The organism is Psychroserpens jangbogonensis (assembly GCF_000797465.1).
Lineage (GTDB): Bacteria > Bacteroidota > Bacteroidia > Flavobacteriales > Flavobacteriaceae > Psychroserpens > Psychroserpens jangbogonensis.
On sequence record NZ_JSWG01000010.1, the window covers coordinates 70,362 to 92,801 of the forward strand.

Sequence of the window (22,440 nt, forward strand, 5' to 3'; positions counted from 1 at the left end):
GAATGAAATTTAAAATCATACTCCCTATAATATTCTTTGTAACGGTATATAGTGCAAAAGCGCAAGATCCTATTTTTTCACAATCCAATTATGTCCAGGAAACTTTGAACCCAGGATTTTCTGGCTTTGAGGATAACGAAAGAATTTATGCTGGTGTTTTAAGCCGCTTACAGTGGCCAAGTTTAGATTTAAATTTAACAACTCAATATGCATTTGTAAATAAATCTTTTGATTATGGACCAAGTCTTGGCTTTGGCGTCGGTCTTAATGCAGTTTGGCAGCATGAAACGTTCAATAATTACAATTATATTCAGATAAATGCTAATTATGCCCATCGTATTAATTTAGATGGTGGTTGGTTTTTTAGACCTGGTATTGAAGTTGGTGTTGGGAGTAAAAGTAATCAGTTTGGTAATCTTACCTTAGCAGATCAAATAAATATTAATACTGGTGTGATTAATGCAGTTTCTGTAGATCCTTTAAGTAATAATACGAGAAATCGGTACTTCATGGATTTTTCAACTGGTATTGTTTTTGAAAAAGAAGAGTTTAATGGTATAACCTATTGGTTTGGCGCATCTGTAAAACACCTTAATCGGCCTAATGTTTCTTTTGTAGAAGGAGAGAAAGTACCGTTAAATATATTCTATTCGATACATGGAAATTATCGTTTTCCATTTATGAATGATTATAGTATTATGATGACAGCTAATTATATGCAACAAGGCCAGTATAATCGATTAGATATAGGGTCACTATTTCAACTTAATCAATTTCTTGTTGGTCTTACAGCAGCTACTAATCCATCTCGAAATGACGATAACAGTCATTTATTAACATCTGTAAATGCATTTATTGGTTTAGAATACACCGAATTTAGATTCGGTTTATCATATGACATGAATACTTCCCAAATAGGAAATACAAGAGGGGTTTATGAGTTTTCCTTAACCTATCTTTCCAGATGTCGCAGATGTAATACAGATCGCAGTAGAAAACGATAAACAATAATAATTAAATTTTCTTCTAGGCTCTTAATTAAAAAAACAATCAGCACCTTACGGAAAACCTTACTCTACCAATAGATGATAAAAGTATATTTGACTAATCATTGCGTTTTAGGGAAGTATAAGGAACTTATTGTTGGGCAAAATGATTACCACTGAATAGAGGTATTCTTTGTAGAATATCTCTATTTTTTACTTGGGCCTTCGGTTTTCCGCAAGGCAAATCTATTAGGAAGATTTAGATTTGTTTAACAATTAATCAATAATAAAATGTATTTCAAAATGAAAAATATAATTCTGAAAAACGTTTATTATGGCTTTTCCAAATAATGTGAATAGCACTGTTGTAATACAATAATTAACATAAAGAAACTATTTTGAACGGACACAGCAAATCACTAAAGATTATTGAATTAGCTCTTATATGGCTATTATCTCCTTGCTTATTTGGTTTGATTTATATTAGTGTTTTTTGCTAACGTGCTTATATATAAAATGTTCCAATTTATTGAGCCAATTTTCAAACACAAATAGTTTAAAGTAGACAGCAAAAATGATTCGTTAGAGATTTTAATTCAAAAGGGGTATATGGGTTTTCATTAACCTTTCTTTCTAGATGTAATTGATATAATGTAAATCTCTGTAGAAAGCGGTAAAAAAATCATATTTAAACTCTTAACTAGGTCCTTTTTATTGGGATTTAAGGTTTTCCGTAAAATTTATTGGACTCTTGTCTTTATATTTAAAGGCTATTAATCAATTTGTAGTCTGAATTTTTAGGCTATTCTAAAAGGCACGTATTTATGCGTGCCTTTTTTCAGAGTTATGGTTTCTCATAAGCAGTGACTTAAAAATAGATTTAGATTTCTAGTATTAAAAATAAAAACTAAGAAATAGTTAACTAAAAAATAAGAGGTGCTCAGAAATGACTGCCTCTTATTTCGTTACGGAATACCGTAAGGTTTTATGTTTTAATGGCTTTATGTTTGAAAAGTTAAACTATAAATTTTTTTCAAAAAAAAGGAATGTAAAAATTAATAAATTATGAATAAACATTATTTACTATCAAAAATGAAATCTTCTGGAACAGCATATTTGTGCTGGTTCTTTTTAGGCTGTCATTATGCATATTTAGAGAAATGGGGATTGCAATTTCTGTATTGGTTTACACTAGGAGGACTGGGTATTTGGTGTATCATTGATTTATTCCATATTCCAACTAAAGTTAGTAATCACAATATGATTATTAGCAGTCAAATTGCCGAAATCGAAAAGAATGAAAAAGAAGAAATGCATTCTAGGAATATGGCAATGGTAGCTGCGTCTAAAAATAATTAAGCTGATTTAAAATATAATTAATTCATTAATATTATGATTACAACCGAACTAAAAAGTCATTTTTTAAGACTATATCAAATGGCTTTTTCTGATGATAATTGTGACTACTATGCTTTAAAAACTTATACACCTAAAGTAAGAACCCTTACATCTTATAAAGACGGGACTTATTTATTTCCTTATTATTAAAAACAGAGCATTGTAACTGTTATGCAATAGATATGTTCTTTGTTGAGGTGTTTACAATCCTGAATACAACTCAATAACAAAATCAAAAAGTTTTAAGACTAGTCATCGATTAGATAAATATATTTAATAATAAAATTCAATTGATAATTGATCCAAATTGTTTTTAATTTTAATTAAAAGATTCAACATCTTTTCTGTTCACTCTAATTAATGAGACTAGTACTTTTTGATTGTATATCAATATTAAATTGTTTTGTGTCTATTAAGATTCTTTTTATAATCTAATGTGGTATTTTGTTTTACTTGTAATAATCTTGATATTATTTGTCTCATATTTGTGCCTTTTTCTTTTAAAGAGTTAATAACACTAAACAATCACTTTCTGTATCCGATTTGCTTTTTTTATTTCCGATAACGGTTCCATTTTTTCTTATGTGCTTCTTGATTTAAATGATTTTCGAAGATTTCTAAAATATAATTTCTGTCGTGATAGGTTACTACAATTCCTGATGCCCCCGAAATGAATACTTTATCAAAAAACCAATTCTCAAATTTACTTTTAATTTTAGTCTTTATTTCAATATCAGAAATCTTATTTAGTGCTTTTAATTCCATTTGTAAGATGCTATAAAAATTACAAAGCCTATCAAAACTTTCCTGAATTTCTTTAAATTTTAGGTAACTTATAATCAATAAGTCCCTCGCGGATTTATCCCCGTATTCAGTGAGAAAATGGTTAGGAGTTCCTCTGCACCGTCCTGAAATCATATAATAGTTATCCCAAGCTTCGAAAGGGCTTAGTAACTGAACTTTAATAAAAAAAGCTTTTCTCTCTAGAATGACCCCTTTTAATAAAATAGTATCAAAAGTAAATTCAATATGAGTCATGGCTTAAATTAATTATGGTGTTCAATTTCAAGTTATGAGGTAGTCTTAGAAAAAGAATAGTCTTATACTGCGTTTCAAGGGTAAAACGTCCAATACCACTTTTTAAACTATACGATGCCCCTTTAAAAATTAGGTTAGCATCAAAGAATAAAAGAACATAAGGAGTTACCTCAGTTAAATTTAGTGTGGTAATTATTTGATGGTGTTCAAATAGAATTAAAGCACCCAATTCGTTTTTGTTAAGATACTGACCCATGTCCACAAATGAAGAATCTATCTTGATGATACAATTAATGGGTATTTCCTGAGAGGATTTAATTTCATCCTTTTGTAAATTAATAAATACAGTTTTCATAATGCATTGTTTTAAAGGTTATGCATCAGGATAATAATATAAACAGTGTGGTAATCATTTATTTTGACTGGTTTGTCCGTATTCTAAACCACCGTAGCTTTTGTGCTCGGTTGGTACGCAAAATTGCGTTCCTGATACTGTTACAAATATAGGAAATTTTGATTAATTTTAAAGATAATTAAATGGTAAAACACATCCTTTCAAAATTAACATTTATTAAATACTTGCAATGTAAGAGGTCATTATAATCTCTATAAAAACCATTATGGTTTAAAGGATGCTTTTTATCCGCAACTACACACCAGAAATGAAGGGGAGTTACTCGAGTTACAATCAACAGAGGGCATTGTGGTAATTAGTAGAAAAGGAGCGTTTGCAAAACGCGGTTTCTATGTGCCGCAGGCAATTACCCACAACGGTGGCAATATGAAAATGTTGGGTATTTTGAAACACCAAACTTTCAATTTACGACACTGTTTTTTTAATGTTAAAATGTTCATATTTAGCACTATCTTCCCAATTTTTTATATTGCGTGTTGGTAGTAGTTTATTGCTCATTCCCATTTGTATCAATGTGAAAATTTAGATTTCCAAGACGTACTTTTGCTAGTCCATTTACAAAAGAATCAGCACTATCAAATTTGATGTCAATTATAATATTTCCAGTTTTATCAATGAATCCGAAGCTATTATTTAGTCTAACAACAGCTAATCCTTCTGAAAAAATTTCAGCATATTCATATTTTATTGGTACTATTTCATTGCCAATTTCATCTATAAAACCATAATAATCAGTGCCCGTTCCTAATGTAAACACCATAGCAAGTCCTTCTATAAAGTCGTAAGCCCCATCATATCTATAATGTATTAAGAGTTTTCCTTCTCTATCCATATAACCATATTTTCTGTTGTCATTTTGGACTATATTTAATTCTAGGGAATTTTTTAATTTTACAATGCTTGTTATTCTATTAGGTAAATTAATTGATGCTAACTAGTTATACTAACTAGTTATACTAACTATAATAATTAGTTATACTAATTAGTCAGACAGGAAATCAGATAAATAAATAGGTGAAAATTCGTTTAAATTAAAAAGTTAATTAATAGACTAATTCCTACAATGATTAATATAATAATTAACGGACCCATTAATAGTTGAAAACAATTTTTTTTAAGTTTCTCTTTAGTTAAACCTAAAAGATATTTTGATTATAAAGCGAGTGCAAAATAATTTTTGTTATACTCAATTAGGTTTTTAGTTCGACGCTTGAACAAAGTGATTTGAAATTATATTTTTTTAATGTAATTAAAGGTGATGTTATTAGTTCTGTCTAACAATTAACTTCCAGTTTTTAGTCGAAATTTACCTTTCGATATTTTTTGTGCTGTACTTGCACTATTTCTTTTGAGATACGTAAGAATAGGAGGTAGGAACTTTATGTATCCAAATAGGTTCAAATCCTCTCTAAGGTTTCTATTGCGCACTCTACATCGCTAGCGGATAAAGAAATTAAAAGGCTAGAGATTCGAATTGATAACTGGTATGATCTATTAGAAGATGTCTAGAAAATCAAAATCACCATACCAATTACAATGATAAATATCGATTACCTCTTCATTTTCGATATCAAAGTAGAGTGCAAAATGTTTTCCAGAGTTGTTTCCAATAAATTTTGCTACAGGTCTATTACAATTACACCCTTTACAATAATCGAGATCTAAAATTAGCTCACTGTCGCCCATAGTTTTATAATTATTAAATCTATACCTTAATTTCTCAATAAATTCTTGTTTACCAATATCCTCATAATCAATATCGTCTTCAAGTAAAAGATTAAGCAGTGCTGGTTCCATTTTCATTATTGCATACCAAATAGAATTAATCTTATCTAACTCTTCATATTGCTGTAGATTCCTAATACTAAGAAATGAATTTTGTTTCATCTTGTTATATTTTAAGCAAATATCAATTCCTAACATGCATTATATCTGCATGTCAAAAAAAGTAATAGATTCCTGACTTAAATCATGTTTAGTATCATTCAATTTTACTATTTTTAAGTCTCGATAGAATTATTCGCTTAAATCAACCAATTAAATTTCATGGCAACAAATAAGCATGCCCAAATTCGTTATACAATTCTTGATAAATGCTTTAGCAATTTCAATAGAAATTATGTATATAGTGATTTGTTAAGCGAAGTGAACAATGTCTTATATGATTTTGGTACTGAAGGGATACAATTAAGGCAATTGCAATACGATATTGCTCATATGAAATCCAATGGAGGTTATAGCATTGTGTTGGATAAAGATTTAAAAGATGGAAAAAAGCGTCTTTTTAGATACAAAGACAAAAGCTTTTCAATCGCAAATCACCCATTAAATGTTAATGATTCAGAACAACTTGAAACTACATTAGCTATACTATCAAGATATAAACACCGTGAAGAATTTAATTGGTTAGAAGAGCTAATTCCGCGCATGGAACAGGCATTTGATTTGGTCGCTTCTGGTGATAATGGAGCCATAGGCTATCAAGAAAATATAGATCTTAAAGGTCGCGAATATATAGGGACTTTATTTAATCTTATCCTCAAAAGAAAAAAAACCAGATTAATTTACGAGCCTTACGGGAAACCTCAATTAGAAGTTATTATTTGTCCGTATTATTTAAAACAATATAATAACCGCTGGTTTTTGTTCTGCTTTAATGAGGAATTCAAATCTATTTCTAATTATCCATTGGACAGAATAGAATCTATAACAGAATTAGCTGATGACTTTAAACCTTCAGAGATCAATTGGATGGATTATTTTGATGATGTCATTGGGGTAACCAAACCTGAAGATGCTGAGATTCAAGTTGTGAAACTTAAATTTTCTGAGCAGCGACTAAACTATGTTTTAACGAAACCATTACACCAAACTCAAAAACTTGATAAAGAAAGCGAATTTGGTTTAACTATTCGTATTGAGGTAATACCAAATCGAGAATTATATCAATTAATTTTGTCTTTTGGTGATGATGTTGAAGTGGTTTCACCTCAAGAAGTCAGGACTGAAATCAATGATAAAATAAAAAAAATGAAAGAGATTTATTAATATGCAAGTATACTGCACACATATGAAACACTTTTGTACTATAACAAATCGAAAAGAATTTTTAATTTTTAATTTATTGTAGTATGCAAATAGAGAAGTCTGATTTAATCAATTTCAACAAAAAGTTTTGGAATGAACTAGATAATATTAAAGGCTATATCGATGTATCTGAATATAAGCAGTTTTTTCTTCTACTTTTATATTTTAAATATGCGAATGATAGATATAATAGCATCGATTCAGGAGGATTTCAAATGATGATTCCTGAAACTGCTAATTGGGACTTTATTAGAAATAATGCCCAACATAATACTGGTGATGTTCTAAATAAGGCATTTTATCAAATGGGTAGGGAAAATCCCAAATTCATGAATGTTTTCACTGCATTTGATTTTAACATTAAATCCAATCGAGAATATAATTATGCTTTATTTAATATAATCCAATTTTTATCTGATTATGATTTTTATAGTTCTGAAAATAAGTTTGGAGAAATATTCGATGGATTTTTTATGAAGTTTATTGAAATGGAGGGACGTAATGCTTTTATTCCCCCCAAAGAACTTGTTCATTTAATGAATTCATTCCGTCCTAATAATGATAAGTTAACAACTTATAACCCTTTCTCTGGATATGGTTCATTTGCTTTATTAAATCCCGAAAATGGTTCTTTTTATGGCCAGGAAGCACAAGTTAAAACGAATGCATTAGCTCATTTAAGATTATTGGCCTACGGTCTAGATGGGAACTGTAAATTAGAAAACTCTAATCCTATTGAATACAATTCAGAAGTTGTAAAAGATTCTAGATTTGATTTTATAATATCAAACCCACCATTAAGAGCCAGGTTAAGTCGTGAACAATCACAATATTCACCAACTAAACAGAAGTTTTCTGAGCCCTATATTATCGAGAAGTCAATAGATCTATTAACTAAAGACGGAAAGGCAATTTTTGCAGTAGCAGGAGGTTTTCTTTTTAGTGGCAATAAAACCGAAAAATCGTTAAGAGAAAAACTGATTGAATCAGATCTTGTCGAAATGGTTGTTGCCTTGCCTGCTAAAATTTTATTTAACACATCAATCCCTTTGTACTTAATTGTCTTAAATAAAAACAAAGAGTTAAGTCAACAAACTAAATTTGTTGATGCGACTGAATGTTTTGTGGCAGTTAGCAAAAGGCTTAACAAAATTGACCTAGAAAAGACCCTTCAACTTGTTGGTGCAAATGAAGACGCAGATAAAGTGCAGTTTAGCGACGTAAAGGAAATTAAAGAGAATGATTTTAATTTAATTCCACATAGATATATACCAATAGGAACTGAAACTGATTTACTAGATAATGAAGAAGTTGTAGTACTAAAACAAATTATTAAATCCGTTCCTCGATTAAGAAATAATAACTCAGTTGAAGGTAGATTAATTAAGATTGGTAACTTATCAAATGATATAAAACAGCTTCAAACATCTTTTGACGATACTGAAGTAGTGGAATTACCAAGAAACACTTCAATTTTACCAGATAATTGCCTAATCTTAGCTACTAGGTTTAGTGCTTTAAAACCGACTTTTTATACAACAAGCTCAGATAATATTTTTTATGTACCTGGTAATATTGCAGTTTTTAAGGTGGATGAGAAAAGGGTATATGTAGAGTATTTATTGCAAGAATTAAGACAAGATTATGTTATAAATCAAGTCAGTAAATATATAAAAGGAGCAGCTATTCCGTTCATATCCAAGGATGACCTTAATAATTTAAAAATCAAATTACCAGCGATCGATAAGCAAAAGGAAATCGTTTTAAAAAGACTATCTGCCCTTTTGAGTAAAGAAGACGCAAAGGTTACGGATAAGATAAAAGAGTTGGAACTCGATAAAGCCGAAGAAAATGTATACCTAAGACATCACATTGCTGGACCTCTTGGCAGTGTGCGTAAATCTTTTAATTCCATGTTGAATATTATTGAAGGGAATTTATTAACAGATAATCAGGGACTCATGGAGCTAAAAGTGAATCCTGATTCAAAACTAACTTTTGGGAAATATATTGATATTATCAAACGTGATTTAGAGAGTATGTCAAACTCTGTAAACAAAGTTGGTAAAGAAGCAGATATTATTGATAGTAATACTGAAGCTATTGATATTTTGAAATTCATACGCAATTATGTTATTGAATTACAGGAAAAAGTGGATGGGAGGTATAAAGTATCATTACGTGGTGTAGAAATTGTAAAAGAAGAATTGGAAGCTGCTAATGTTAAGCGGATACTTGTTGAAGGCGATCGAAGTTTATTGAGAAAAATGTTTGATAATTTGGTTGAAAATGCCGAAAACCATGGATTTAAAAATTCAGTATTCCCCAATAATGAATTTTTTATTGATATTCTTTGGAATGCCAGTGTGGATAGAGATACTCAAGGCTTTTACTTTCAAGTTGGTAATACGGGATCATTATTACCATCAAATTTTACTATCGAAAACTATAAAAGGAATGGAGGTACTTCTGGTGAAAATAGAGGAAATGGTTATGGTGGTTGGTTTATCAATGAAGTTATGGCGAAATTTGAAGGTTCAATAGATTTATATGACCAGGAATTGCTGACGACCTTTGAAGGCGAAGATATTTATGAAATAATATTTGAGTTCCAAATTTCACCTACTAAAACTAAATTAGAATACTATGAATAAGTATACAGTATTATGGTTTGACGATAAATTTGAAGAGTATGATGTAGATATTGATACGGCTTTTCAAAAAGGTATTCAATTAGTTGGATATACTAACGCAGAAGATGGATTAATAGAATTGAAAAATAACTATGCTGATTATGATGCAGTAATTGTAGATGGATTATTTTATAACGACCCAAATCAAAAAGGAGATCCAATTGCAACAGCATTTGGAGAGGTAGCTAATGTGTTACGTGATCTAAAATCAAAAGGTATTGTAATTCCATGGTTTATTTATTCTGGTCAACCAGGCTTTATCAAAGATGAAATGACTTTAATAGAGGTCTTAAAAGACCGCGATTTTGCGGATGGAAAAGTCTATGACAAAAATAATATTGCTGATTTTGAGAAGTTATGCAACGATTTGATTTTTGAGGCCAATAATATTGATAGTACATTAATAAAAAACAAGTACCAAAGAGTTTTCGACGTATGCACCGAGAAATACATTGGCGAAAATGCAAAAAGAGATTTATTAAATCTATTATTGAATATTGATAATTCTAGTACAGAAAATCAATTTAATACGTTAAGAAAAATTGTTGAAGATGTTTTTATTGCATTCAACAAGTTTCAATTATTACCAAATGAATTTATTACACCGTCAGTAGCGATTAATGAAAGTAGTAAGTTCTTATCGGGTAAAAACCATAAAGGTGAATTGTTCACCGAAAAAGGGTATCAACATCAAGAGCAAACACATCTGCCAGAACAAATTTCTGCAATGTTGTGGAATATTTTAAATATAACGCAAAATGGATCACACAGATCAACGATAGATCAACATGTAAAGATGTTAAATACCTCGTATTTAATTCAGAGTGTTTTGTATCAATTATTAGATGTTGTCGTTTGGTTTAAAATTCATATTGATAGCAATCCAAAACTAGAAAACTGGACCAAAATTGAAAACAAAGCACAGACGACAATAAGTAATATCAAAAAAGGAGAAGTCATTAATCTAAATACATACAAAGGTTTTGCTTTTTTAAAACCTGAGGATGGAACGGATAATGTATTTATTCCACCACATATAGTAACAAACAGTCATCTAAAAGAAACAGATGTTATTAGATGTGAAATTGAAGAATACGCGGACAATAGAACAAACGAACTAAAAAAAAGAGTTAAAAAACTCATAGAATAATAAATGACAAACCAACAACTTAAAGAACTAGAAGATAAACTCTGGGCATCTGCAAACGCTATGCGTGCACATGGTGGATTAAAAGCATCAGATTATGCAGTACCCGTTTTGGGCTTAATCTTCTTAAAGTTTGCTGAAAATAAATATAGCCAACACGAGTCGGTAATTTTAGAAACCTACAACAAAGAAAAGGGTACGAGAATGGAACGAACCATCCAGCAAGTTGCCTTATCAAAATGTGGTTTCTATCTTCCAGATAATGCGAGATACGATTACTTATTAAAATTAGCAGGTAATAAACGTGCTGAAGCGTTGCGTGATGCCATGAAAGGCATTGAGAAATACCAAGACGCCAAGTTTCAAGATGTATTGCCTACCGAAGCCTATTTTGATATAGAAAAGAAAAAGGATGATATTCTACCCGAACTTTTAAAAAGCTTTTCAGACATTCCTAAGGATGCTTCTGGAGATATCTTTGGTAAAATCTATGAATACTTCTTAGGTAAATTCGCCATGAGCGAAGGACAAAAAGGAGGTGAGTTCTTTACGCCAACCTCTGTAGTGCGTTTTATTGTAGAAGTGATAGAACCATACAAAGGGAAAATTTACGATCCTGCTTGTGGTTCTGGTGGTATGTTTGTACAATCGGCAGATTTTATTGCACATCAAGGTCACGACCTAAATGATATTTACGTCTACGGACAAGAATACATGGGAGAAACCGTGCGTTTGGCAAAAATGAACTTACTCGTACATAATTTACGTGGCGAAATTACCGAAGCCAATTCTTATGATAGTGATCCTTATGATGGCTATGGGAAGTTCGATTACGTCATGGCAAATCCGCCATTTAATGTAAAATCTGTTAAAGAGAGTACTGTTAAAGGTGATAAGCGATTTTATGAGTATGGTTTACCAAAAAATAAGGGTAAAAAAGACGATAAAATAAGTGATGCCAATTACTTATGGATTTCACTGTTTGCAACGTCATTAAATAATAATGGTCGCGCAGGATTCGTTATGGCTAATTCGGCATCTGACGCACGTCATGCTGAATACGACATGCGTAAAAACATTGTAGACTCTGGTATTGTAGATTGTATGGTAAGCATGCCAACCAATATGTTTTTAACCGTAACCTTACCTGCAACTTTATGGTTTTTTGATAAACAAAAGGTAAACACCAATCGTAAAGACAAAATTTTGTTTTTAGATGCACGTAATGTCTATAACCAAATAGACAGAGCGCATAGAGAGTGGACAACAGAGCAACAACAAAACTTGGCGACTATTGTACGTTTATATCGTGGAGAAACCAACCGTTATTTAGAATTGATTGATACCTACATAAAAAAAGTCAACGAAGCTGAAACGAATGTTACGCCTGCAAAAGAAGCATTAGAACTACAACTAGAAACTACCATTAAAAGTTTAAGAACTTATATAAAAGAAACTAAGGACGTTAAACGTACACCTGCTAAAACAAAGACTTTAAAAGAAACCGATTTTTTTAATATGGTAGAAGGTTTTACCAAAACAAAACCAGAAACGAATGAGCTTGTATTAAACAATTTGGCACACGCAATTGAAAACACACCTTTAGAAAATGAAGCGCAACTAGAAGTTGCAACTCATTTAAATTGGAGTGTAACACAAAACAAACTAGATGCTATTGCTTTAAAACAAGATGCCAACAAACTTTTAGAACTGTACAAAATAGCAGATAAAAATCTAAAGTTAAGTTCTGATAAAATTTGGAGCAACCAAAACTTGGTAAAAGCAGATAAAAACCTCGAAGAAGCATTACAAAACTACGTGGAAGTTACAGAACAAGCTGCTTATTGGGGCTCTAATATAAACTGGTTACAAACTCGTTTCCCAGAAGCCAAATATGAAGATGTAGTAGGTTTATGTAAAATGGCTGATAAAACGGACTATGTTGAAGAGCAAGACTATTCTTTGAATGCTGGACGTTATGTAGGTGTTGAGATTGAAGGTGATGATATTTCAGAAGAAGAATTTAAAAATATTATTTCAAAACAAAATGATGAATTAAACACTTTAAATAAGAAATCTTTTGATTTAGAAGAGTTAATTGAATTAAACTTAAATAATTTAATTAATGAATTGGGATAAAAAAACACTTGGAGCTATATATGATGAAGAAGGAGGTAAGGTCCAAACAGGACCATTTGGCTCTCAACTACACGAATCTGATTATAAAGATTATGGAATTCCAGTCATAATGCCAAAAGATATTAAAGAAGATAAATTAGATTTATCTTCAATTGCTAGAATTTCTGAAATTGATGCAAATAGACTAAAACAACATTTAGTTATTTTAAATGATATTATTTTTCCAAGAAGAGGTGAAATAAATAAACGTATTCTGATAGATGAAGAAACTTCTGGTTCTTTTTGTGGAACAGGTTGTATTAGGCTTAGAGGAAGTGGAGAAATTATTAATCCTTTGTTTCTGTTTTATTACTTAAAACAAACTTCAATTGTAAAATGGTTAGAAAATCAGGCAATTGGAGCAACAATGATGAATTTGAATACTACTATTCTAAGAAGTATTCCTATTAATTATCCAGAGCACCCAACCCAAAAAAAAATAGCATCAATCCTTTCCGCTTATGATGATTTAATAGAAAACAACAACCAACGCATTACGCTTTTAGAAGACATGGCAGGCGACATCTACAAAGAGTGGTTTGTACGTTTTCGTTTTCCAAATTATCAAAACACCAAATTTTTAGATAAAGATGGTAATGCAGTAGCGCATGGAACTAAAGGTGCAATTCCTGAGGGCTGGGAGAGGAAATTAGTAAGAGATATAGTGAAAAGATATAATGCTGGTGAAAAATATGATAATAAGACAGCTTTAGAAAAAGGAAATGTTCCAATTCTAGATCAAGGGCAAAGTGGTTTAATTGGCTATCACAATGATGAGCCTGGTGTATTGGCTTCAATGGATGATCCAATTATTGTTTTTGCAAATCATACTTGTTATCAAAATTTAATTCAATTTAATTTTTCTGCAATTCAAAATATACTTCCATTCAAATCAAATGAAGAATATGACAGAGATATTTTTTGGTTGCATTATGCAACTAAAGATTTAATTGTTTTTAATGATTACAAAGGACATTGGCCTGAATTTTCCACAAAGAAAGTTGTCGTTCCAAGACAAGGTATAGATGAGCAGTTTGGGGATATAGTTAAACCAATGATTAATGAAATAGAATTATTGAAAAATAAAAACCAAATCCTTCAAGACACCAGAGATTTATTATTACCACGTTTAATAAGTGGTAAACTATCTGTAGAAGATTTGGAGATAGAGGAAATGAATATGGCTGCGGAGCCAGAAACCAAATATTAAAAACAAATGAGTAATACTTTACCTTTTATAGATTTATTCAATAAGCATTTTATTATACCACATTACCAAAGAGGGTATCGTTGGGAAAAACAAGAAGTAACAGAATTACTAAACGACATTTGGGATTTCACAAAAACCGCAAGTAATGGAGAGTTTTATTGTTTACAACCTATTGTTGTGCAAGAAATTGAAGACAATAAATACAATGTGTTAGATGGTCAACAACGTTTAACTACTTTATACTTAATACTTGTTTTTCTGGAAGAGAGAAGAATTGAAGATGGTTATAACCAAAAACTATTTACACTAAACTACGAAACAAGACCTAAAAGTGAAAAGTTTTTAGAAGACAAAGAATTTACAACCAGTATAGATGATTCTAATATAGATTTTCAACACATCTCTAAAAGCTATAGTTACATAAAAGATTGGTTTAACAATCAACCAGGAGCAAAAAGCAAAATGATTCCTGTTTTGTTAGATACCAATGGTGTTGGTAATAAAAATATACGTTTTATTTGGTACCAAGTGCCATTAACAACCAATCCTATAGATGTTTTTATTAGGTTAAATGTGGGTAAAATACCATTAACAGATGCCGAACTAATAAAAGCATTATTACTACAAAGTGATAAATATCCTTTAGAAGATTTAAAGTTGAATAAAATGAAGCTATTTGAAATAGCTACAGAATGGGATACTATAGAATACACTTTACAAGAGGAAGGTTTTTGGTATTTTTTAAATAATAACGAAAACACAAAACCTACACATATCGAGTTCATTTTTGATGCCATAGCAAATAAAATTTTAAAAGAGAAGTCTTATTTTGAATCTAAAAATTTTAAGCACGCTACTTTTTTAATTCTTTCTGCCTATTTAGATGATTTAATTACTAATGAAAACATATGTAGAATAGATGCTGTTAAGCATATATGGGAAATGGTTATTGAATACTTTGAGTATTACAAAGAATGGTACACTAACAGAAAACTATACCATTATATAGGTTTTCTTATAGAGCTTAAAGGAACAAGTATTATAGATGCTTTAATAGCAAAATCTAAAACCTTACCTAAAAACGAATTTGATATTTATCTAGAAAATGAGATAAAAAAAGTTATCGAGATAACTAAAAAAAGAAAAGATAAAACTGGTGAAGAAAAAGCTGTAAAATTAAAGGATTTAAGTTATGAAAATGAAGAGGAGAAAAGTAACGATAAACCTTTAATTACGAAGATATTGTTTTTACATAATGTGATTACAACATTACACTCTGAAAAAGAAAAAGCAAAATTTCCTTTTAACTTATACAAAAAAACAAAGAAGAATGAAAAGTGGAGTTTAGAGCATATTCATGCACAAAATTCAGACACTATTTCAAACCCAGAGCATCAAAAGACGTGGTTGAAAGACCATTTGCAATCATTAGGTAATTTAGGAGACGATCAATTTAAGTCTATTCTAAAAAAAATAACAAAAGCGGTTAAAAATGACAATTTAGAGCAAGAGCAGTTTGATGAGATATATACTGAAGTACATCAAATAATAAATAAGATCTCTGGAGCAACAGATAAAAATAAACATTTGCTAGAAAATTTATGTTTAATAGATGTAAATACAAATAGTCAGTTAAACAATTCTGTATTTGATGTAAAAAGGGAAAAAATTAAAAAGAGAGAACTAAATGGTTTTTACATACCTATTTCGTCTAGAAATGTGTTCTTAAAAGCATTTACAGATTATCCACAAAACAATGCTTATTGGACAGAACAAGATCGAAAAGGTTATTTAAAAAGCATTGAACAAACGTATAACTATTTTGTAATGAATAAAGATTAAGGCTATGTCGTATACACTATTTAAATTATTGCAAGAAAGTATTATTAAAATACCATTAATACAAAGAGATTATGCGCAAGGTAGAAATACTGAAGAAGATGTTAGAAACGATTTTATTGATAAACTTAAAGAAATAATAGACCAAAATAATGAAGTTTTAAATTTAGATTTCATTTATGGTTACACTACTAAAAGCGGTCAAGATAAAGTAGATTTTATTCCATTAGATGGTCAACAACGCTTAACTACGTTATGGCTTATGCATTGGTATTTTGCATGCCAAGTAGAGGTATTGAATATAGAATTTAAAAATGAAGACATTAGCAATGCTCTTTTAAATTTTACGTACGAAACAAGAATATCTTCCAAAAGATTTTGTGAAAAATTAGTTAATAATCCTATTACCATAAACGATGTAAAAGGTACTGTACAGGAAGAGATTGTTAATGCACCTTGGTTTATGTCGTCTTGGAAAAATGATCCAACCATTATGGCAATGCTAAATATGTTAGATACAATACATACTAAATTATCAAGTTGTGAGGATGTTTGGCAAAAACTAACCGAAAACAATATTATTACATTTGATTATATAGACATTAAATCTGATGAGTTTAAGCTAACAGATGAGCTATATATAAAAATGAATTCTAGAGGAAAACCATTATCTCCTTTCGAAAATTTTAAAGCTATTTTTTCACAGCTTTTAAATGATAAAGGAACAGATTATTGTAACGAGACTAAAGACTATGAAAACAGTAACATATCCTATCAACAGTATTTTGCTTTTAATGTAGATGGTAAATGGACAGATTTATTCTGGAGTTACAGAGATAAAGTTACATCAGGATTAGATGATAATTTTTTAAATTTCTTTTATTACATAGGAGAAATGCTTCATTATAAAGATAATGATAGCGATAATTTTAATAGAAATTTTGAGTCATTAAAACAGGTTTATTCTGTAAAATCAAATGTAGATTTTCTATTTAATGCTTTAGACTTATTATCTAAAATTAAAAATATTGAAGCATTTTTTAATGCACTTTTTAGTGCAGATATGTATGTGGAAGATAAAGTGAAATTATTTGAAGCAAAGAATACCGATTTGTTTTTTAAAGCTTTTACTAATAGTGCTTTTAATGTGCAACAAAGAGTTCTTTTATTCGGTGTGTTACACTTTTGTATAGAAGCAGAAATAGATTTCCCCAATTCAAAATTAAAAGACTTTACGCGTATTTTAAGAAACTTACTATTAAGAGTTAGACAGGTTAATACTTCTAAAAGAATTGAAATTATATCAAATCTTCGTTTACCTAATTTCTTCGAGTATTCTAAGTTTATTTTTGAATTTGTGAGGTTAATCAATACAAACAAAATCAAAAATGTATTTAGCGTCTTTTTTGAGAATGAATTTAGTGGTTTTGTACAGGAAACTATAATTTCAGAACAAAGCAAAATAGAAATCATCAATAATAATCCAAGATCGTGTACAAATATCATCAAATTAGGAGAACACAGACATACACAGGCAATAACAGATAGTTTCAATTTAGAATCTAATAATATTAATAAATATGTAGATGCTTTTTATGAAATATGGAGTTTTAAAAGTATTAAAAATTCTCTGTTAGTAAGGGCACTTTTAACATTTGGAGATTTTTCCGTGACCACTCATGATTACTCTAGGTTAGGATTAATTAAATACTTTGGGGAAAAAGATAATTGGAACCGAATTTTAGCACCAATAGATGTAGATGAAAAAGAGAATGTGAATAATGTTCTTAATTTATTTTTAGAAGACTACGTAAATTCAAAAAAAGAAACTGTTGCAGAGAAATTGCACGAAATGATTGAGGGTTGCAAGTCGAAAACAAAAAACTGGGAATATTACTTCATAAATTATAATGAGATAACGTCATCTAATCTTGATAGGTTTAATTTATTTACATGGGGAGATAAAGAAGGGTTTAATATAAATAGTCTTGGTAATTCAGGTGTACAACCTTTAGCGTCCTATCACTTAAATCCTTATTTAATAACGATAAAACAAAGATTAATTAAAGATGGTATTAAATCTAATAAAGTTGATATTTATTATGGTAGATACTCAGAGGAATTGAGTTTTTTAAGGTTACCCAAAAACATAAGAATTTACGTTAATTATGGTCAGTATGATATTTATAATTTAAATAAGCATAAACATTCGGTAGATTTAATAAAAGAATTTGATTTACAAATTATTGATGATTATCATGTATTAAAAGAATCAAAGCAAAAAGATAAAATTGAAGTAGTGGTAGATTTTTGTAAAAGATTTCTAGAATTAAAATAAATTAAGAAATGGCATTTTTAAACGAATCACATATAGAAGAAGCCGATATTCAATTTTTTGAATTAATCCTTGGTTATAACCACAAAGATGCATGGGAGAAAAAACTCATAGGAAGAGATAGTTTAAAGGATGTTGTTTTAAAAGATGATTTAAGAGAAGCATTAATAAGATTAAACAATGATTTACCGAAACATTGTATTGAGTTTGCAATTGATGAGTTATCAAAAAGCAGAGCAAGTTTAACACCCGTTATAGCAAATAAGGAAGTTTATGAATTGATTAAAAATGGAGTCCCAATAACTTACGAAAATCAAGAAGGAAGAGAAGAAAATGGCTATGTAAAAGTTTTAGATTTTGATGATGAAGAAAATAACGACTTCTTAGTCGTTTCTCAATTAAGTATTGAGTATTTACAAATTGAAAATATTACAAGAAGACCAGATTTAATGTTATACGTTAATGGTCTGCCTTTAGTAATGATTGAGCTAAAAAATGCTACCGAAAAAGTTAAAGGAGGATACGATACTAATTTGAGACGCTATAAAAGAGATATTCCACAGTTATTCTGGTTTAATATGTTTGTATGTATATCTAACGGCATACAAACACGAGTAGGTTCCTTTAATGCACCTTGGGAGCATTTCTTCTCTTGGGTAAAATTAGAAGATACGGCAATTTCTAATACCCAAAAATCTCGAATAGAAGTTGAAAAAGAAAGTGAATTAACAGATAATAGATTGAGTTTAAAATTGTTTGGTGAAGGTTTGTGTAACAAAAAAAACTTTCTAGATTATTTTGAAAACTTTGTGTTGTACCATAAAAACAAAGTGAAAATTATTGCCAAAAATCATCAATACCTTGGAGTAAATAATGCGATAGAATCATTAATTGATAAAGAAGGTAAGAAGGGTAAATTAGGTGTGTTTTGGCATACACAAGGATCAGGAAAATCATACTCTATGATTTTCTTCTCTCAAAAGATAGAGCGCAAAGTTACAGGTAATTGGTCATTTTTAATCGTTACGGATAGAACAGATTTGGACAGCCAGATTTATCGAAATTTCCAGGAGACAGAAGTTATAATAGAAACTAAAGACCAAAAGGAAAACTATTACAGGCCAAGTAGTAGAAACATGCTAAGAGATTATTTGCATTCTAATAGATCGTTCGTGTTTAGTCTCATTCATAAATTCGGAATAGAAAAAGGAAAAACCTATCCACAATTAACGGATCGCGATAATTGGATTGTTATCGTGGATGAGGCACATAGAACACAATACAAAGGGTATGGTGAAAATATGCGTATTGCATTACCAAACGCACAATATATTGCCTTCACAGGAACACCTCTTTTACGCAGTGAATTAACAAAAGATTGGTTTGGACCTTATGTGTCTGAATACAATTTTGCACAAAGTATAGAAGATGGTGCAACAGTACCATTATACTATAAAAAGAGCGTTCCCAGAGTAGAGCAGGTAAATGAAGAATTAGTAGGCGATGCTGCAGCGATTTTAGAGAATGAAAATCTAACAGAAGAACAAAAGAAACAACTCGATAGAGAGTATTCAACTTTACTTCAAGTAGTGAGACGAGAAGATCGTTTACAAGAAATAGCGAAGCATATTGTTCAACATTATCCTTACAGATTAGATGTAGAAAATGATGAGAAACAACGCAAACCAATGAAAGCCATGGTGGTTTGCATAGATAAATTTACTGCAGTTAGAATGTACGAGTTTGTACAATTGGCGCAAAAAGAAGAAATAAAGGATTTAAGAAAAAAAATAGCAAGAGAAAAAGATGTAGAGATAAAGGAACGCCATAAAAGAGCAATTGCCTTTATGGAGGAAACCAAAATGTCTGCGGTTGTGAGTCAAGAAGGTTCTGATAAAGAAGAAAAAGAAATCTTCGAAAAAGAAGGGCTTAATATTTCACCTCATAGAAAATTAATGGATTATCCTGATGAAGATGGTCGCAACATTGAAGACTTTTTTAAAGATCCAAATAGTCCTTACCGTTTGGTTTTTGTAACTGCCATGTGGTTAACAGGATTTGATGCACCAGCAGTTTCAACATTGTATTTAGATAAGCCGCTTCAAAATCACACATTAATGCAAGCCATTGCAAGAGCTAATAGGGTTATTGAAGGCAAAAAGAATGGATTAGTTGTAGATTACTTTGGTGTCTTTAGAAACCTTAAAAAAGCATTAGCAGATTATGCAGAAGGAACCAAAGGAAAAGATCAAAACGATAATGAAGACGAATTCCCAGTAAAAGAACAAGAAGAGTTGTTAGCACTTTTAGAGCAAGCTATTTTAGAGGCTAAAGTCTATTGCAAAGAACTAGGTGCAGATATTGATGCTATTTTAAATTTAGGAGAAAAAGGATTTAAAGAAGTGGAATTGTTTCAAGAATATGCAAATTTGATTTTAGAGAAGGATGAATATAAAAAACAATTAGACTTATTTGTGAACACCATAGTTGGTCTTTATGATTCTGCTAAACCAGAAATTTATGGTTTCCCATTAATAAAAAAGGCAAGAGATGTATTTGAATATTTACGTAAAGTAGTAGATAGGCATGTAGATCAAGACGAAGCTATAGAAAGAACAAAGAAAAAACTTGACGAACTTTTAGATACAAGTGTTTTGGGTAAAAGGGATTTAGAAGACCAAACTCACGACTATATTATTGATACATCAACACAAATTGATCTTAGTAAACTTGATTTTTCAAGATTAAGAGCTGAGTTTCCAGAAAAAAAGCATAAGAATATTCAGTTTGCAGATTTAAGAGAGTTAATGGAAGTAAAATTGAAACAGATGTTGGCTCAAAATAAAACCAGAGGATCTTTTCTAGTGCGATTTGAAAAAATTATAGAAGATTACAATTCTGGAAGTTTGTCTATTGAAGAAGCTTACGAAGATCTGATGAAACAGGCAGAAAACATGTCTGAAGAACAAGAGAGAGCCGCTAAAAGCGGTATGACAGAAGAGCAGCAAGAGCTTTTCGATTTATTAAAAAAAGAAAACCTTACAAAAAAGGAGGAAAAGAATGTGAAGCTTGCAGCTACAGATTTGCTTGTCGTTTTGTTTGACGCTAAAAACAAGATCTTAATTCAAGAATGGCACAAAGAAAAAGCTACTCAAGAAATGGTTAGACAAGAAATTAAAAAAATATTGAATAAAGATTTACCACAATCTTACGATAGAAATATTTTTGCAGAAAAAACAGAAATTGTATTTCAACACTTTTATGGTTTAGCTGAACAAGGTATAGGTTTTGCGGCTTAATGTATAATGTAAATTAACTATGCAGATACAATGCATGTGAGAAAGTAATATTTGCAATAATTAAAAACAATTATGGATAATATAAAAACTAAAATAATGGAAGAGAGTGGTGAGAAATATTTTCTTGAAGTTTTTACAAGTTTAATGGTTAGTTGTTACCCTGAATGTCTAGTAGAGGAGAATTCAAATAAGAACCAAAATTCTAAAAAGAACATATTCAGACTAGACTCAAAAAACATGGTAATTGAAGTATATCGTACTTCTTTCTATTTTCTACTAAATCCTTCAATAACAAGAAAAGTTAAAGAATTTAGTGTAAATGACACATGGTATGTTCGGCCTTTAAAGTTTAATATACAATTGACAGCAAGTACTGGTAAGACGTATTCTTATCCAGAATTAAGAGACTATTTAGGGAATGATAAAGATGATATTTTAATGACTGCGACTTATGTTTTTTCTTGTGTTAATTTTACAATTAAGTTTTTTGAAAGTGGCCTTCAAGAATTAAATTCTCAGAAAATAAAGGGAATGGTTAGTAAACCTACTAAAACAATAACAGAAATAAAGTAAATCTATGCAGATACACCGCATAGAAGCAAATCATATTTGCATAGTTCTTTGAAAGCCTGCTTTAAATTATTGATTTGTGCCAACTGGATTTCTTTTTAGTTAAAGGTCTCAGATCGGTTGGTGTCCCGAAGTAATTCGGGATGAATGTATTTTTGGTTATTTTAAAAGATAACATATGATATATATAGAGATATAAGTCTAGATATAGATAAGTTTTAAACAAAGAATATAAAAGCAGGCTT

General features: G+C 30.1%; 16 protein-coding genes and 1 riboswitch. Of the genes, 12 read left to right on the plus strand and 4 right to left on the minus strand.

The features are described from left to right. The first annotated feature begins 2 nt into the window (after positions 1-2). The 3 genes from RH81_RS11080 (at position 3) to RH81_RS17020 (ending at position 2,534) form a co-directional block, all read left to right on the plus strand. A complete protein-coding gene (locus RH81_RS11080) occupies positions 3-1,004 on the plus strand; it encodes a PorP/SprF family type IX secretion system membrane protein (RefSeq protein ID WP_052172532.1) in 1,002 nt (333 codons plus the stop codon). A 1,047-nt stretch (positions 1,005-2,051) separates the two neighbouring features. Continuing rightward, positions 2,052-2,345: a TM2 domain-containing protein gene (locus RH81_RS11085; protein WP_033960396.1), complete on the plus strand. Its 294-nt coding sequence runs from the start codon at positions 2,052-2,054 to the stop codon at positions 2,343-2,345. Between the two features lie 33 nt (positions 2,346-2,378). Further along, positions 2,379-2,534 carry a hypothetical protein gene (locus RH81_RS17020; protein WP_161791986.1) on the plus strand — a complete coding sequence of 52 codons (156 nt, stop codon included), beginning with the start codon at positions 2,379-2,381 and terminating at the stop codon, positions 2,532-2,534. A gap of 402 nt (positions 2,535-2,936) precedes the next feature. Here RH81_RS17020 and RH81_RS11090 read toward each other — a convergent pair whose 3' ends face one another. The 4 genes from RH81_RS11090 to RH81_RS11105 all read right to left on the minus strand — a co-directional run bounded on the left by RH81_RS11090 (position 2,937) and on the right by RH81_RS11105 (position 5,724). Then, positions 2,937-3,422 (minus strand): hypothetical protein, encoded by a 486-nt coding sequence (locus RH81_RS11090; RefSeq protein ID WP_033960397.1) that lies wholly within the window; start codon positions 3,420-3,422, stop codon positions 2,937-2,939. After that, a complete protein-coding gene (locus tag RH81_RS17025) occupies positions 3,409-3,777 on the minus strand; it encodes a hypothetical protein (RefSeq protein WP_033960398.1) in 369 nt (122 codons plus the stop codon). The genes RH81_RS11090 and RH81_RS17025 overlap by 14 nt, the downstream gene beginning before the upstream one ends. A gap of 49 nt (positions 3,778-3,826) precedes the next feature. Then, positions 3,827-3,920, minus strand: a riboswitch (SAM-I-IV-variant riboswitch). Positions 3,921-4,324: 404 nt separating this feature from the next. Continuing rightward, the gene (locus tag RH81_RS11100; protein ID WP_033960399.1) at positions 4,325-4,669 is read right to left on the minus strand and encodes a WG repeat-containing protein; all 345 of its coding nucleotides are present in this window, start codon (positions 4,667-4,669) and stop codon (positions 4,325-4,327) included. A 662-nt stretch (positions 4,670-5,331) separates the two neighbouring features. Further along, positions 5,332-5,724, minus strand: coding sequence for a hypothetical protein (locus RH81_RS11105; protein ID WP_152604825.1), 393 nt, complete (start codon positions 5,722-5,724; stop codon positions 5,332-5,334). Between the two features lie 159 nt (positions 5,725-5,883). Here RH81_RS11105 and RH81_RS11110 point away from each other — a divergent pair, with 159 nt between their 5' ends. The 9 genes from RH81_RS11110 to RH81_RS11150 all read left to right on the plus strand — a co-directional run bounded on the left by RH81_RS11110 (position 5,884) and on the right by RH81_RS11150 (position 22,198). Next, the gene (locus RH81_RS11110; protein WP_033960401.1) at positions 5,884-6,885 is read left to right on the plus strand and encodes a helix-turn-helix transcriptional regulator; all 1,002 of its coding nucleotides are present in this window, start codon (positions 5,884-5,886) and stop codon (positions 6,883-6,885) included. An 83-nt stretch (positions 6,886-6,968) separates the two neighbouring features. Then, positions 6,969-9,578: an N-6 DNA methylase gene (locus tag RH81_RS11115; RefSeq protein ID WP_033960402.1), complete on the plus strand. Its 2,610-nt coding sequence runs from the start codon at positions 6,969-6,971 to the stop codon at positions 9,576-9,578. After that, positions 9,571-10,767, plus strand: coding sequence for a S1 domain-containing protein (locus tag RH81_RS11120; protein ID WP_033960403.1), 1,197 nt, complete (start codon positions 9,571-9,573; stop codon positions 10,765-10,767). The genes RH81_RS11115 and RH81_RS11120 overlap by 8 nt, the downstream gene beginning before the upstream one ends. A 3-nt stretch (positions 10,768-10,770) precedes the next feature. Next, positions 10,771-12,903, plus strand: coding sequence for a type I restriction-modification system subunit M (locus RH81_RS11125; protein ID WP_033960404.1), 2,133 nt, complete (start codon positions 10,771-10,773; stop codon positions 12,901-12,903). Beyond that, the gene (locus RH81_RS11130; protein ID WP_052172533.1) at positions 12,890-14,152 is read left to right on the plus strand and encodes a restriction endonuclease subunit S; all 1,263 of its coding nucleotides are present in this window, start codon (positions 12,890-12,892) and stop codon (positions 14,150-14,152) included. The genes RH81_RS11125 and RH81_RS11130 overlap by 14 nt, the downstream gene beginning before the upstream one ends. Before the next feature lie 6 nt (positions 14,153-14,158). Further along, on the plus strand, positions 14,159-15,994 hold the full coding sequence (locus RH81_RS11135; protein WP_033960405.1) for a DUF262 domain-containing protein: 1,836 nt from the start codon (positions 14,159-14,161) through the stop codon (positions 15,992-15,994). A 4-nt stretch (positions 15,995-15,998) separates the two neighbouring features. After that, the gene (locus tag RH81_RS16545; RefSeq protein ID WP_052172534.1) at positions 15,999-18,329 is read left to right on the plus strand and encodes a DUF262 domain-containing protein; all 2,331 of its coding nucleotides are present in this window, start codon (positions 15,999-16,001) and stop codon (positions 18,327-18,329) included. Between the two features lie 8 nt (positions 18,330-18,337). Further along, positions 18,338-21,625, plus strand: a complete 3,288-nt coding sequence (locus RH81_RS11145; protein ID WP_033960406.1) for a type I restriction endonuclease subunit R — start codon at positions 18,338-18,340, stop codon at positions 21,623-21,625. 72 nt (positions 21,626-21,697) lie between these two features. Then, positions 21,698-22,198 (plus strand): hypothetical protein, encoded by a 501-nt coding sequence (locus RH81_RS11150; RefSeq protein WP_033960407.1) that lies wholly within the window; start codon positions 21,698-21,700, stop codon positions 22,196-22,198. The last annotated feature ends 242 nt before the right edge of the window (positions 22,199-22,440 follow it).